The organism is Pseudomonas sp. GQ91 (genome assembly GCF_059758795.1).
The window spans coordinates 1-14,087 of record NZ_JCAXED010000030.1 but is presented as its reverse complement, the minus strand read 5'-3'; the positions used below and the strand labels follow the sequence as shown (position 1 = coordinate 14,087).

The following is a 14,087-nucleotide window of genomic DNA, read 5'->3' as shown; positions in this document are numbered from 1 at the left end:
GACTCAAAATCACGCAACAATTAAAGCCCTGCGATCACACGCAGGGCTTTTTTATGGAAAATACACCGACATATTTGTGAACGATGCGCTTCAACCGCGCCCGTTGAAGTCGACGGCCAGCCATGTCTTGAAGCCCATCACGTCAAGCACCTCACCCAGAAGGGTTCGGATCGCATCGCCAATGCTGTAGCCTTGTGCCCCAATTGCCATCAGCGTTGTCACCGGTCGAGTGACCGGGATGTGTTTACCGCCGGTCTTTACTCGAAAATCACACGATTGATACAGGAGTAAATTCCTGCGGTCACAACCAGTGCATTCCAAAAAAAACATTAGATAGGACCGAGGCCAACCCGTGACCCCAGACATGCTAGAAGCCGGCCCAGTGGACGCCAAGGTACTGTCAGTCTTCGACTTTGACGGTACCCTGACTCACCACGACAGTTTTGTGCCCTTCCTCAAGTTCGCCTTCGGCAAGCAGGAATTCAACCGCAGGATGCTGAAACTGGCGTTGCCCGGGTTGCGCTTTCTGGTGCGTCAGATCAGCCGTGACGAGCTCAAGGCGCAGTTGATTCGTACCTTTATGACAGGCGTCGAAAAAGCCTGGGTTCAGCAGAAAGCCGAGGAATACTGTCGTGCCTATTGGAACAAATTGATGCGGCCAGCCGGGTTGCAGTCGGTGGCGGATGAGATTGGTTCTGGCGCGCAGGTGACGTTGTGCTCGGCGTCGCCGGCAATTGTGTTGCAGCCTTTTGCCGATCGGCTCGGGATCAAGTTGATCGGGACTGAGCTGGAGGTGGTCGACGGTGTGCTGAGTGGACGTCTCACCGGGAATAACTGTCGCTGCGAGAACAAGGTGCTGCGGCTTGAAGCGGTGTATGGGGATCTGGCGGACTATCGACTCCGGGCCTGGGGCGATACACGCGGTGATCGGGAGTTGTTGGCGGCGGCGCAGGATGCACATTGGCGGCATTTTCATTCAGCCAAGAAGCGCCGTGCTCGATTGAAGTTGAAAGCGCGTTAACACCGCGCTTCACCCTGCCTCGCCGGGGCTCGACAGCTGCTACAGAATGATCGGTGGTGGGTGGTTTGTACTACGCCAACGTTCCGGCTATTAATAGCGAACCTTCCCACGGACTAGCCCCGATGAAATTCGACACGGCCTACAGCCTGGCGCTCGAAGAAAAGCTGTCGATCTACGACGTACGTGAGCTGAATTTCGACGAGACCGCGGCGTTCGATTCCGACAGGGACAGTTTTCTGTGCCCCAACGATGAATGCCGCGTGGCCTTTGCCGCAGGCAATGTGTTGGGCACCTTCAATGCGAAAAACGTTAACTATCGGCGCACCCCTCACTTCAAGAACATTCCCAGCACTCGGCATATTGAAGGTTGTCGCTATGCCAGTCGCAAGGCCGACGCAGGCGAAAGCGAGGACGAGCGCGAGGAAAGTTTCCCGACGGAATTTGTGCTGACTCGACGTCAGTACGAACGCAAAACCTCCGCCCTCGGCACCGAAGGTTCAGATGCGCCGGATCCGGCGAAAACGCTCTCGAACAATAGCGACACCTCCCACAGTGCCGGAAATGTCACGGTCACGCCGGATAAAACCAGTGTTTTCGCCCATCCGGTGGAATGCTACGTGTCGAACTTCGACGACAAGGACAAGCTCAAGCGCATGCCGTTGAAGATTGGCGAGCACACGGCGACGTACTGGACGTTTTTCAAGAAAATCGAATACCTGCAAGACAACAGCGGCCTGATTTACTGGGGTCGGATCAAGGCGATCAAGGACTACACCAGCAGCTTTCGCATCGACTTCGAAAAGAAGGTCTGGCTCGACAAGAAGCCCTACTCCGTCAACGTTTACCTGAACAAGAAACTGATCGAGAACTACCGCAAGCGCAAAGCGTTCCTGGAACAGATCAAGGCGGCAGTGGACAACGAGCGGCCGCTGTATTGCTTCTTCTACGGGGTAACACCGAACCTGAAACAGGTACCGAGCAAGAAAAACCCCGAGCAGACGTTCGGCGTGTTCAGCGCTGATATCGAGAACCTCGACCATCTGATCATTCGCGAGGCACCGGGCCTGGAAGCCGCGAAATAGAGCGGATAGGCCGGCGCGGAAAAATCCAGTTGATGAGCGGTCAAAACAACTGTACAAAAACACAGTATAGTTTGTCTTCCCCGTCGGACTTCTGGAGAATCCCCATGTCCTCTCTGGCAATGAGCAGCACCGTAGATCAGCAAATCGTCCTTCATCAATTCACCCCGCGACACAGCGCCCAGGCCCGCGCAATGCTGGGCTGGAGCCAGGAAGACCTCGCTCGGGAAACCGGCGTTGCGCCGCAGACCATTCAACGCTTCGAACGCCATGCCGACGTGGACGACGAGACTCGCCTTACCCTGGCGTTTCGCCTGGAAGCCGAGGGCCTGGTGTTTTTTCCCGGTTTCGCACCCGGCTGGGGAATGAACAGACCCGCTTCGTCGGCTTCACAGGCTGTCCCCAGCTCCGCCCGGGGGTTCTTCTCACGGCTGCTCGGTTCCACGCGCGCCTCAACGGGGCCGACGACACCTCAACCCAATGGGGTGTAAATAGGCTCAACCCGGCGCTCACAGCCCATGGAGGATTCATCCGCTCAGAGCGGATCATTTTGCAGCAGCACCTTTTGATAGGCCTGGACCAGCACGGACAATGAGTCGCGCGCCCAACGAGCACCATAGAACCAGATGGCAACACCGGCGCCGGTGATATCGTCGCTGAATGACAGGCAGATACCGGGATATCCAGCCTTGCAGGAGGTATGAAAGGCTGGGCTCTGCTGCTCGGACACCAACGCGTCCAGACGATGTTCAGTCACTCGATCATCGATCTCATTGCGCGACTCAAGGCTGAAGTACAACGCGGCATCGGGTATCTGAGCAGACACCGGCACCAATTGCGCCCCGGCAGTACGCAGCACCTCCAGCGTCCGCAGGAAAACCCGACTGTGCTCCGCGGTTTCGCGCTCGCCCCTGCGCAGATAATCGTCAGCGAAACCAATACGCCAACCGGCCAACGCAGGAGGCGTGCTCAGCCCGCTGTTGTCCTGGGCCGGAGGGACTTCGACCATGACGGGGCCCACGGGATCGAGACCACTCAAGGCCGTCAGCGATAATGCAGGGTCACGCACGGCTTTCATCATTGGCCCCGGCACATCGAATCTGGGGCCCTGGGCCAACGCTACCCCATAGGCGGCATGAGCGCTTACCGGTTCAAATTCGATCCCCCCCCGAGGAGTGCCCGAAGCGCCGACCACAGCACTCGAGGCATCTGGGAGAATGCTCGTGGTACAAGGCAATACTTGAAAACTGTTGGCCTGCGACGGTATTCCGAAAGGGCATGCAACACCCGGCGTCAGGGGTTTCCCACATGTGTCTTCCATCAAGACTTACTCCCGGAAAATGAATTTCCGGGAATGATCGCACCCTTTTCGAGTTTCCCCTTCAGGCGGAAACACCTTGAAAGTCCTTTTTGCCCACGGGATGCTCTAACCGCCCTTCAACTCATAACCTGTTCTTCAACAGGTTGAGACTCGACCTCCAACCACCAGGCTCTTCCGCGCTCCGGCGCCGCCAGCATGAAAGGCTGCCCCATGGATGGCGTGGTGATCCGGACATTGCGTTCCCAGGCCAGGGCCATGATGCGATCAAAAGGTTCATGCCAGGCATGAAACGCCAGGTCGAAGGTGCCATTGTGGATTGGCAGCAACCAGCGCCCCTTCAGATCGATGTGGGCTTGTAAGGTTTGCTCTGGCTGCATATGCACATCGGGCCAGTCAACGTTGTAGGCTCCGGTTTCCATCAGCGTCAGGTCGAACGGCCCGTATCGCTCGCCAATACGCTTGAAGCCATCGAAATAACCGGTATCGCCGCTGAAAAAGATGCGTCGGCTACCGTCGATCATTACCCATGAAGCCCAAAGTGTCTGGTTGCCATCAAACAGGCCTCGACCCGAAAAGTGCTGGGCCGGGGTCGCGATAAAGTGAATGCCGTCGACTACGGTGTCCTGCCACCAATCCAGCTGCCGGACCTTGCTGGCGTCCACTCCCCAGGTAATCAGCGTGTCGCCGACACCTAAGGGCGCGAGAAAATAACGGGTCTTGTCGGCCAATTGCATCACCGCCTGGCGGTCCAGGTGGTCATAGTGATTGTGAGAAAGAATCACCGCTTCAATCGGTGGCAATTCATCGAGCGTGATGGGCGGCTGATGGAAACGCTTGGGTCCGGCCCAGCTCAAAGGCGATGCGCGCTCGGCGAACACCGGATCGGTCAGCCAGAACTTACCGCGCATTTTCAGTAAGACCGTGGAATGGCCTAGCCGGTAGACACTGTGATCCGGAGCGACGAACAGTTGTTCGCGGGTCAGCCGCTGCACCGGAATCTCGCCGACGGGCCGGGTGCTGCGGGGTTTGTGGAAGAGCATCTTGTAGAATATCTGCAAGGTTTTGCCAAAGCCTGCCCGTTGTACAGGGGCGTGATTCTTGAAGTGACCTTGCTGCTCGGCGGGCTTGTGTAAGGTAGAAGGGGTGGCGAGACGGGTGGGGGTCGTGGTCATTTCAGAATAACTCCGGAACGTTCTTTCTGATGCAGATCAACAACTACACTGCACAGTGTAGTTTCAAGATTGCAACAAATCCCGGAGCAAGTAAACTACCGAGTGTAATTTTTTTCCACCAGAGCCGAAGCCTACCCATGACTGCACCTCAGCGCCTCACCGACCGTAAACGCGAAGCCATCGTGGCAGCCGCTATCAGCGAATTTCGCGCCAACGGTTTCGAGGTCACCAGCATGGATAAAATTGCCGCCGCAGCGGGCGTGTCCAAACGCACGGTGTACAACCATTTCCCCAGCAAAGAGGAATTGTTTACCGAAATCCTGCACCAACTATGGGCCAGCAGCGCGGCGCAACTGGAGGTGACTTACAGCACTGACCGGCCTTTGCGCGAACAATTGCGCGCCTTGCTACAAGCAAAGATGGACATGCTGTCGGACGCCAATTTTCTCGACCTGGCTCGTGTCGCCATCGCGGCCACCATTCACTCTCCAGAACGCGCCCAGGACATGGTCAACCGCCTGAGCGAACGCGAGGAAAGTTTCACCTTGTGGGTACGCGCGGCACAGGAAGACGGCAGATTCAAAGCGGTCGACCCAGGTTTTGCCGCCCATCAGGTGCACAGCCTGCTCAAAGCCTTCGCCTTATGGCCACAAATCACCCTCGGCCAGCCCCCTTTGGATGCGGCCACTCAGGCCAATGTGATCGAGTCAGCGATGGACCTGTTTCTGGCTGGCTACGAAATCACCGCCCATCCCTGAACCTGAGCTGCGTCAATCCTGTCGTCCAGGCGACAGAGACGTGTCGTTTTCGCCTCAACCCCAGCATTCCCGCGTAAATGGCCCGAAAGGACACTGATTATTCCTGCACGAATCGAAGACAATATTGACCTGTCATTTGGCATAAATGACCTCTCGATACACTCGTTTTCGTAACCTCCAAAAAGAAAAAACCGACGCAGGGACTTATGGAAAACCTACGAGGCAAAGGGCTGTCATTTGCCAAACGCATTTATCGGCCGCGCATTATCGGGTTGGCCATCGGCAGCCTTTGCGTGTTTGCCGCGTTGTACCCACTGTCCATGCCCGCCTGGGTCTGGGGTCTATGGCTGTTCAACGCGTTTATCTGGCCGCACCTGGCCTATCAGTTGTCGAGTCACGCGGCCTTTCCCTATCAGGCCGAACGCCGCAATCTGCTGTGTGATTCGCTGGCCGGTGGATTCTGGGCCGCAGCCACGCAGTTCATCCCGCTGACCGCCGTCACCATCCTCGCGATGATGACCATGCACAACGTGGCAGCAGGCGGCAAACAATTGATGTTTCAAGGCATGATCGCGCAAGGGCTGGGTATCGCGGTGGCCTGGGTGGTGTTCGGGCCTTCATTCAACCCCGGTGTCAGCCTGGTTCAAGTGTATGCCTGCCTGCCGATGCTGATCCTCTACCCGCTCGCCATCGGCATGGCCAGTTACCGTCTGGCCATCCGCCTCTCGGAACACAAGCGTGCGTTGAGTGCCCTGAGCCGCACCGACAGCCTGACCGGGCTGCTCAACCACGGCTCGTGGAAAGACCTGCTGCAACTCAAATTCCACGGTTGCCAGCAGCAACAGTCACACGCCACCATCGCCTTGATCGACATCGACCACTTCAAGCAGATCAATGACGCTTACGGCCACATTGTCGGTGACCGGGTGTTGCGACAACTGAGTTGGGAACTGCGACGCATCGTGCGGGAAAACGACCTCGCCGGCCGCTACGGTGGCGACGAGTTCTGTGTGATTCTTCCAGACGTATCCCTGGAGCAGGCCAGCCATCAGATGGAGCGCCTGCGGGAGATATTCAGCCGTTACCGCGACCCGCAAGTGCCGGCGCTGCAGGTCAGCCTGAGCATTGGCCTGGCGTCTTACACCGCGCATTTCACCCACGCCCATATGTGGCTCAACGCGGCGGACAAAGCGCTGTACGCCGCCAAGGACAGCGGGCGCAACCGCGTGACCCTTGCCGAGTCGCTGGCCGCTCGCTCAGCTTGAGCACGCCGTTCTCCAGGCTTGCCGTCCACTCGACAGAGAAGTCATAGGCTTTGGCCAGGCAGTCGCACATGCCGCCCCAACTCATCGAACAACGTCACCACTGAACGCAGCGCCCGGCAGTCCGGGCGCGTCAGCAACCACAGGGCAGTGTCATACCCGGCAAGGGCCGGTCCCAACGGTTGCACTCCATGCTTCTCCCCCAGCAAAAAATCCGGCAAGGCTGCCACCCCCAACCCGGCGCGCACCAATTCGGTGGCCGACAACATGCTGTTGCAGCGATAACTGGGGGTCACACCGGGCAAGTGTTGGCGACGCCAGGCGACTGTCGGGTGGTCGGGCAAAAAGTCATCCGGAGCGATCCAGGCCAAGGCCGCCCACTCCTGCGTGGCATGCTGCTGCCGATAACCGGCGCTGGCGCAGACGCGATAGGAAACGGTCCCGAGGCGCCGTCCCACCAGATGTTCCGGTGGTGTATTGGTCAGGCGCAAGGCGATATCGGCGTCACGGCGACTGAGGTTGGCGAAGTCATTGGATGTACTCAACTCAAGGGTCAACGCCGGAAAATTCGGCATGAACTGCGCCAGGGCTGGCAACAATACGCCCTGCAATACCGAGTCGGTGCACGTCAGGCGCACCGTGCCGCTGATCACTTCTGCGCCCAGCTCCACGCCGATACGCGCCGCTTCCAGCGCTTGCTCGGCACGCTCGGCCTGCTCGGCCAAGGTGCTCGCCAAGCTGGTGGGCAAATAACCGGCGCGGCTTTTTTCAAACAAGACCTGACCCAAGGACGCCTCGAGACGCCGTACTGCCCGGAACACCGTGGACACATCCACCCGTAACAGCGCCGCCGCCCGCGCCAGGGTGCCGCCGCGCACCAGAGCAAGCACCAGGGACAGGTCGGAATAATCAACTTGATAGTGCGTCGCTGCATTGAGCATTTGGTTCAGTGCCAATATTGATTGCGTGAACGCCAATCTATAGTGCGCCTCAGGACTCAACAAGCCATTGGATGCCCCCATGAAGCACGCCCACCTGCACCTTGCCCTGATCGGCGATTACGACCCTCAAGTGACTGCGCACCAGGCCATTCCCCTCGCCCTGCAACAGGCTGGCGCAGTCTTGAACCTGAGCGTGCGCACCGACTGGCTGGCCACCGACACCCTCGACACCCACAGCGCCCTGCAGCGCTTCGACGGTTTCTGGTGTGTGCCCGCCAGTCCCTATCGCGACATCGACGGCGCACTATTGGCCATCCGTTATGCTCGGGAACATCAGCGCCCGCTCCTCGGCACGTGCGCCGGGTTCCAGCATGTGCTGCTGGAATATGCACGGCATGTGTTGGGTTGGACCGACGCTGAACACGCGGAACTCGCGCCCGATGCACCGCGCACGGTGATTGCACCACTCAATTGCGCCCTGGTGGAGACCACCGCGGCGGTACACTTGATGCCGTACACGCGTATCGCCGAGGCCTACGGCTGCAGGGATATTCACGAAACTTACCGGTGCCGTTACGGCGTGAACCCCGACCTCGAACAGCAATTGCTGGAGGGTAATCTGATTGGCAGCGCGCGTGACGCCGCCGGCGATCTGCGGGCCGTGGAATTGCTGGACCATCCGTTCTTTATTGCCACGTTGTTCCAGCCCGAACGCGCGGCACTCAGCGGCACGGTGGTGCCCTTGGTGACGGCATTGCTCAAGGCCTGCGGGGAGCGCTCGAGATGATCGCCCGCACTCCGGCCCCGCCCTACTACGCGGTGATTTTCAGCTCGCTGCGTACCGAAGTCGACCAAGGCTACGCCGCGGCTGCCCAACGCATGCTCGAACTGGCTCACGAACAGCCGGGGTTTCTCGGCATGGACTCAGCCCGAGGTGAGGATGGCCTCGGCATTACCGTGTCCTACTGGACCAGCGAGACCGCGATCCTGGCCTGGAAAGAACACGGCGAACATCGTGAAGTACGCGAGCAGGGCCGATCCACCTGGTACGCAGCGTTTCATACACGGGTCTGTAAGGTGGAGCGGGCCTACTCGTTCGCAGCCGGCCCCGCGCTCAACTCACCAGACTCCGCACCGCGCTGATCTGCGCAATTTCTACCCGGCGCATGTAGACCCGCAGCGGCTCGGTGATGTTGATGCGCTCGTCGATGTTCTGGTCCAGCAACAGTTGGATATGTTCACGCGACAAGGTCATGGTCTGCTCATCAAGGGGCCGCCAGACAAATTCGCTGGTGGGGATGATGCCGTCGTCGGCGACATCCATACCGAACGAGTCCTCGCTGAAACGCACGAGGTAATGGCCGGTCTTGCGGTTCAGGCCGACAAAGCCGTTGAGTTGGTCAGCCGCCTGGCAGATGAGTTCGGATGTAATGCGCATGCTAAACCTCACTGAAAAATCCCACAGGGGAAGTGAACGATGGTTTACACGCGAGGCAGAAAAAGAGAGCACTACAGGTTCCCTCTGATGGGGAAGCTCGACACAAGAGTACTGCATAGCACGGCACAAAAGCGCAAAAAAACACCCCTCTCATCCAGCGACAGGCCGTCTTCCCGCCCAATGAGCATTTACCCCAAAACTAATTACCTCCACTTAATGGCGGTTTGGTGATAGCGCGTATTGCATTCAGTTGTTAAAAAGGGAGCCTTCTTGAAACTACCTCCACGAAAGGACCTCGCACATGCCTGGAACGTTTACCAAGAGTGCTCTGCTGCTCGCCTTGTCGATGGGCCTTGGCCATGCAGGGGCCGCGACCCCGATCAGCCCGGCTGAATTGGCGACCAATGAAGGTATTCCCCGCCCTGCGGTCATTGCCCACCGGGGCGCGTCCTTCGACGCACCGGAGTCAACGGCTGCGGCCTACAAAGTCGCCCGCGACCTGGGGGCCGATTACCTGGAGCTGGATTTGCAGCGCAGCAAGGATGGCGTGCTGTTCGCCTTGCACGATGACAACCTGCAACGCACCACCGACGTCGCGACCAAGTTTCCTGAGCGCAAGAACAGCCCGGCCAACGAATTCACCATGGCCGAGCTGAAAACCCTCGACGCTGGCAGTTGGTTCAACAGCGCATACCCGGAGCGTGCGCGGCCGGGATTCGCCGGTTTGAAAATCCAGACCCTCGATGAAATCATCAAGATCGCCGAAGGTAACCCACAACACAAACCGGGCCTGTACATCGAAACCAAGGAACCGAAGCTGTTTCCCGGGATTGAGGCCGACCTGAAAGACAAGCTGCAGGACAAGGGTTGGCTGAGTTCGGCGGGTTCCAAGCTGGGCAAAAGCAACACCGGCGTGGGCCAGGGCAAAGGACGCGTGATTCTGCAGACCTTCGAGAAGGACAGTCTCAAGGAGCTGCAAAAAGAAATGCCCAATACACCGAAGATCCTCTTGTTGTGGGTCGGTGAAGGCGGCATGGAACCCAAGTCCAAGGTGACGTTTGCCGAATCCGGCGAACCGACCAAAGCGGCCTACTACGCCAAGCAAGAACCCAAGGATGCCGCCGAGTTCGAAAAGTGGATCGACGACGCCAAGAACCTGGGCGCCATCGGTACCGGCCCATCGGCGCAGCGGACAGACCTGAACGATCAGAGCTACTCGGACCTGGTGAAACCTGAAATGAACACGCTGACCCACGACAAAGGCCTGCTGGTGCATGTCTACACCGTCGATGAGCCGGTGGACTTCAAGAAAGTGATGGACGCGGGTGTCGATGGCATCTTCACCAACCGCGCCGCCGAACTGCTCAAATACTACCGGCGCGCACCGGCATCCAGCGTGTCGCAACTGCTTGAGGATCACGGTTACTGAGTGCAGAGCGAGTGATCGGAGCAGCCTTGGTGCAGCAGCTGTTTCAACGTGCCGCGCAATTAAGGGTGAATTAAGTTGCGCTGGTTAATCTGATCCCACTTAAACAGCTCACCCAGAAGGATCCACACCATGAAAAACCTGACCGCTCTGTTCGCCGCTAGCGCCTTGACCCTGACCGCCGGCCTGGCCCAGGCCGACGTCCGTCCAGACCAGATTCCAAGCCTGCTGCAGTCCGGCGCCGTGAAGCCTTTCGAACAGCTGAACAAGGCCGCCCTGGCCCAACACGCCGGTGCCACCATCCACGATACCGAGCTGGACGACGAAGCGGGTCGCCTGATCTACGAAGTTGACCTGACCGACACCGCCGGCAAGAAATGGGATGTGAAGCTCGACGCCAAGACCGGCGACGTGCTGGAAAACAAACAAGACACTTGAGTTGAACGATGAAAAATCTGCGCCGCCTTCGGGCGGCGCAGTGGTGTCCGGTCACGCACTCAAACGGGCAGTCACCTCGTTCAACTCGCCCGACAAACCACGCAGGTTATGGCTGGCCGCCTCGGTACGCTGGACGTTATCCAGGTTGGTCGTGGCAACCGTGGTGATTTGCGTGATGTTGCGCGAAATATCTTCAGCCACCGACGTTTGCTCCTCCGCCGCCGTGGCGATCTGACGATTCATGTCGCGGATCGCCTCAACCGCCTGGGTGATGTGACTGAGCATGGCACCCGCCTGAGTCACTTTTTCGACACTCTCATCACTGCACGACTGACTGCTGACGATCGCTTCGGCGGCGTCGATTGCCCCTGTCTGCACCGCCTGGATGATCTGGTTGATTTCAATGATCGACGTCGCCGTGCGCTGCGCCAGGCTGCGCACCTCATCGGCCACCACCGCGAAACCACGGCCAGCCTCGCCCGCCCGCGCGGCTTCAATGGCCGCGTTGAGTGCCAGCAGGTTGGTCTGCTCGGCAATCCCGCGAATCACTTCCAGCACCGTGCCGATGCGCACGCTGTCGGTTTCCAGACGGCGGATAATCCCGCCAGTGTTGAGGATCTCGTTGCGCATCTGATCGATGGTGGAAATGGTGGCCTGCATCACTGCGCCGCCCTCGCGCGCCGAATGATCGGCTTCATCGGCTGCCCGCGAGGCACCGACGGCATGTCGGGCGACTTCCTGAGCGGTCGCCGACATTTCAGTCATCGCGGTGGCGACTTGATCGGTGCGAGTGAACTGGTCCTGCGTTCCTGTCGCCATCTGCACAGCAATCGAGTTCAGCTCACCACTGGCATTCACCAGGTCGGTGGCGCTGCGCTGCAAACGACTGAACGTTTCCGACAGAAAATCGCGCAAGGTATTGGCGGCTTCGGCCAAGTGCCCCAATTCATCCTGGCGATGACTGGCAACGCGCTCCGCGAAGCGCCCATGGCTCAGTTGGGCCACATAATCGATCAGCCCGCGAATAGGCAAAATCAGGTTGCGGTTGATCAGCCACAGGCTGAACAGCCCAATCAACATCCCCGATCCCAGCATCACTGCCAGCCCCACGATAATGGTCCGGTCGGCATAGGCGCTGATCAGCAGCGATTGCTGATTCCCCTGCTCATGCAACTGCGTTACCAGCGCACTCATCTGTTCGCTGACCGCACGGTCCACGCCCTTGACCGCTTTATCTCCGGCAGCGGCATCGGCCCCGGCTGCCAGATACGCATCCCTACCCTTCTGATAGGCGCCTCCCAGCACCTGATGCTCCTGGCGCAAGGTTTCAATACTGCGCTTGAGGACCTCATCGCCCTGAGTGTTGGCGACCAGGCGCGCCAAAATGCGCTGCACTTCTTGCTGGCGATCCTGGAACTGCCCCCAGTATTTATCCATGTCCTGGGGTTGTTTGCCGCGCAGCAGGACGTTTTTCCATTCCTGGACCTGGACCTTGAATTGCAGGTTGGCTTCGTCAATCAGTTGAGAGGTCTGCAAGGGACCTTCAAGCAAGCTGCGATAACTCTGCACACTGCTGGAAAGGAAATGAAAACAGGCCAGGGCAATCAACAATATTGCCAGCAGGCTGCCACCTAGCAACGACAAAATCTGTGCTCTCAGGGACTTTCGCAAAAAGTTCATCGGGGAAAAGCCTCGAAACAGGGAAAAGGGTGGCTGCAAGCCAAGACGTCCCTATCAGCCAAGTCATTGCCCATCCAAAAACAACGCCTGCGATTGAATCGGCCGTGCCAGACGCTTCTTGAACCTATCGGATGTGTGGTTGGGCAAATGTCGGCCATCGTCCACGAAGCCTCGGCACTGTCACAAAACGGTCAAATCAGCTTGCAATGATTCGTCATCGCGAACCTGTGAAACATCCCGCAGACGCCTTCCTCCGCGAGCCGCCATGAACCACAGCATCGACCACAGCCACCAGGATTCCGACCTGTTCGGCCTGCTTTACGGTTTCCGTTTCAGGCCCGGCGAAAAGGCCGAGCAAATCGACTCGGCCAGCGCGCTGCAGGCCTTGCAGCAACCCGCGTCCTGCGACGAGTTTCTCTGGCTACACCTGAACCTCGCCCACGCGGCCTGTCAGCGATGGATGCAAGCGCATCTGCAACTGCCGGAAGAGTTTTTCGAGTCGTTACAAGAGGGCTCGCGCTCCACCCGGATCGAGCATGTGGACTCGGCGTTGCTGGCGGTGGTCAATGACGTGGTGTTCAACTTCAGCAGCATGATGTCATCGGACATTTCCACCTTATGGGTCTGTGCCCGCAGTCGCCTGCTGGTCAGCGCGCGCCTGCAACCGTTGCACTCGGTGGACAAGTTGCGTTCTTCGGTGAAAGCCGGTGAGCGCTTTCGTTCACCGCTGGAGCTGCTGGTGCACTTGTTACGCGATCAAGGCGAAGTACTGACGCAGATCGTGCGCACCACCAGCCTCAGTGTCGACCAGATCGAGGATCAGTTGCTGTCCTCGCGCGTGTCCAACAACCGCGCCGAACTGGGGGCCATGCGCCGGGTGTTGGTGCGCTTGCAACGCTGGCTGGCGCTGGAGCCGGGCTCATTGCTGCGCCTGCTCAACCGCCCGCCGCACTGGTTGCAAAAAGACGACGTGAAAGAACTGCGCAAATCTACCGAAGAGTTCGCGCTGATCATCAATGACCTGACGGCCTTGGGGGAACGGATCAAGTTGTTGCAGGAAGAAATTGCCGCCAACCTCAATGAACAGAGCAACCGCACGTTGTTCACCTTGACCGTGGTTACGGTGCTGGCGTTGCCGATCAATATCATTGCCGGCTTCTTTGGCATGAATGTCGGCGGCGTACCGCTTTCACAGGACCCGGAGGGGTTCTGGATCCTGGTGGCGCTGGTAGCGACGTTTACCCTGATTGCCGGGCGCTGGGCGTTTCGCAAGCGTCGGGATTATTGACAGTGGGGTCACGCCTTCGCCGTAGCGCCGTCATGCAGCAAACCGAAGAGCTGTTTTGAGCTGAGGTGGTTGGCTTTTTTGTATTTGGCTTGAAAAACACCCCTCACCCTAGCCCTCTCCCCAAAGGGGAGAGGGAACTTACCGATGTGTAATAAGACATTTTGCGACCTGGAAAACCCGGTCGATTATGGATTCAAAGGCGATGTTTCAGATCGGAGAATATTTGGAATATCCCTCGCCCCTCTGGGGAGAGGAAACCGCCC

15 protein-coding genes and 2 pseudogenes are annotated in these 14,087 nt (G+C 58.6%); 11 read left to right on the top strand and 6 right to left on the bottom strand.

The window, feature by feature from the left end:
• Positions 1-69: 69 nt before the first annotated feature.
• The 4 genes and pseudogenes from AC6CIA_RS26180 to AC6CIA_RS26165 form a co-directional block, all read left to right on the top strand.
• Positions 70-291: pseudogene (locus AC6CIA_RS26180) on the top strand (HNH endonuclease); the annotation flags it as partial.
• 73 nt (positions 292-364) lie between these two features.
• Entirely contained in the window at positions 365-1,021 is a 657-nt protein-coding gene (locus tag AC6CIA_RS26175; protein ID WP_498316027.1) for an HAD-IB family hydrolase, read from the top strand.
• Positions 1,022-1,143: 122 nt separating this feature from the next.
• Positions 1,144-2,103 (top strand): hypothetical protein, encoded by a 960-nt coding sequence (locus AC6CIA_RS26170; RefSeq protein ID WP_498316025.1) that lies wholly within the window; start codon positions 1,144-1,146, stop codon positions 2,101-2,103.
• 104 nt (positions 2,104-2,207) lie between these two features.
• Entirely contained in the window at positions 2,208-2,591 is a 384-nt protein-coding gene (locus tag AC6CIA_RS26165) for a helix-turn-helix transcriptional regulator (RefSeq protein ID WP_498316023.1), read from the top strand.
• A gap of 44 nt (positions 2,592-2,635) precedes the next feature.
• Here the strand turns inward: AC6CIA_RS26165 and AC6CIA_RS26160 are convergent, their stop codons facing one another.
• Complete coding sequence (locus AC6CIA_RS26160) at positions 2,636-3,169, bottom strand: hypothetical protein (RefSeq protein WP_498316021.1); 534 nt, start codon at positions 3,167-3,169, stop codon at positions 2,636-2,638.
• Between the two features lie 368 nt (positions 3,170-3,537).
• Positions 3,538-4,593, bottom strand: a complete 1,056-nt coding sequence (locus tag AC6CIA_RS26155; protein ID WP_498316019.1) for an MBL fold metallo-hydrolase — start codon at positions 4,591-4,593, stop codon at positions 3,538-3,540.
• Positions 4,594-4,730: 137 nt separating this feature from the next.
• On the opposite strand from AC6CIA_RS26155, the gene AC6CIA_RS26150 reads away from it, so the two are divergent.
• The gene (locus AC6CIA_RS26150) at positions 4,731-5,351 is read left to right on the top strand and encodes a TetR/AcrR family transcriptional regulator (RefSeq protein ID WP_498316017.1); all 621 of its coding nucleotides are present in this window, start codon (positions 4,731-4,733) and stop codon (positions 5,349-5,351) included.
• Between the two features lie 206 nt (positions 5,352-5,557).
• Positions 5,558-6,616, top strand: a complete 1,059-nt coding sequence (locus tag AC6CIA_RS26145; protein WP_498316015.1) for a diguanylate cyclase — start codon at positions 5,558-5,560, stop codon at positions 6,614-6,616.
• 41 nt (positions 6,617-6,657) lie between these two features.
• Here AC6CIA_RS26145 and AC6CIA_RS26140 read toward each other — a convergent pair whose 3' ends face one another.
• Positions 6,658-7,617 (bottom strand): LysR family transcriptional regulator, encoded by a 960-nt coding sequence (locus tag AC6CIA_RS26140; protein ID WP_498316029.1) that lies wholly within the window; start codon positions 7,615-7,617, stop codon positions 6,658-6,660.
• Between the two features lie 16 nt (positions 7,618-7,633).
• Here AC6CIA_RS26140 and AC6CIA_RS26135 point away from each other — a divergent pair, with 16 nt between their 5' ends.
• Together AC6CIA_RS26135 and AC6CIA_RS26130 are read left to right on the top strand one after the other, a co-directional pair.
• Positions 7,634-8,341, top strand: a complete 708-nt coding sequence (locus AC6CIA_RS26135) for a CTP synthase C-terminal region-related (seleno)protein (RefSeq protein ID WP_498316013.1) — start codon at positions 7,634-7,636, stop codon at positions 8,339-8,341.
• Positions 8,338-8,697, top strand: coding sequence for an antibiotic biosynthesis monooxygenase family protein (locus tag AC6CIA_RS26130; protein ID WP_498316012.1), 360 nt, complete (start codon positions 8,338-8,340; stop codon positions 8,695-8,697). Before AC6CIA_RS26135 ends, AC6CIA_RS26130 begins: the two co-directional genes overlap by 4 nt.
• Here the strand turns inward: AC6CIA_RS26130 and AC6CIA_RS26125 are convergent.
• On the bottom strand, positions 8,669-8,992 hold the full coding sequence (locus AC6CIA_RS26125) for a DUF2025 family protein (protein WP_339530869.1): 324 nt from the start codon (positions 8,990-8,992) through the stop codon (positions 8,669-8,671). The two genes, AC6CIA_RS26130 and AC6CIA_RS26125, sit on opposite strands and share 29 nt — an antisense overlap.
• Before the next feature lie 301 nt (positions 8,993-9,293).
• On the opposite strand from AC6CIA_RS26125, the gene AC6CIA_RS26120 reads away from it, so the two are divergent.
• Positions 9,294-10,421, top strand: coding sequence for a glycerophosphodiester phosphodiesterase (locus tag AC6CIA_RS26120; RefSeq protein WP_498316010.1), 1,128 nt, complete (start codon positions 9,294-9,296; stop codon positions 10,419-10,421).
• 129 nt (positions 10,422-10,550) lie between these two features.
• On the top strand, positions 10,551-10,856 hold the full coding sequence (locus AC6CIA_RS26115) for a PepSY domain-containing protein (protein ID WP_498316008.1): 306 nt from the start codon (positions 10,551-10,553) through the stop codon (positions 10,854-10,856).
• 51 nt (positions 10,857-10,907) lie between these two features.
• On the opposite strand, the gene AC6CIA_RS26110 is transcribed toward AC6CIA_RS26115, so the two are convergent.
• Entirely contained in the window at positions 10,908-11,675 is a 768-nt protein-coding gene (locus AC6CIA_RS26110; protein ID WP_422630784.1) for a methyl-accepting chemotaxis protein, read from the bottom strand.
• Between the two features lie 117 nt (positions 11,676-11,792).
• A pseudogene (locus tag AC6CIA_RS26105) lies at positions 11,793-11,936 on the bottom strand (HAMP domain-containing protein); the annotation flags it as partial.
• 865 nt (positions 11,937-12,801) lie between these two features.
• On the opposite strand from AC6CIA_RS26105, the gene AC6CIA_RS26100 reads away from it, so the two are divergent.
• Entirely contained in the window at positions 12,802-13,824 is a 1,023-nt protein-coding gene (locus AC6CIA_RS26100; RefSeq protein WP_339530862.1) for a transporter, read from the top strand.
• Positions 13,825-14,087 lie beyond the last annotated feature (263 nt).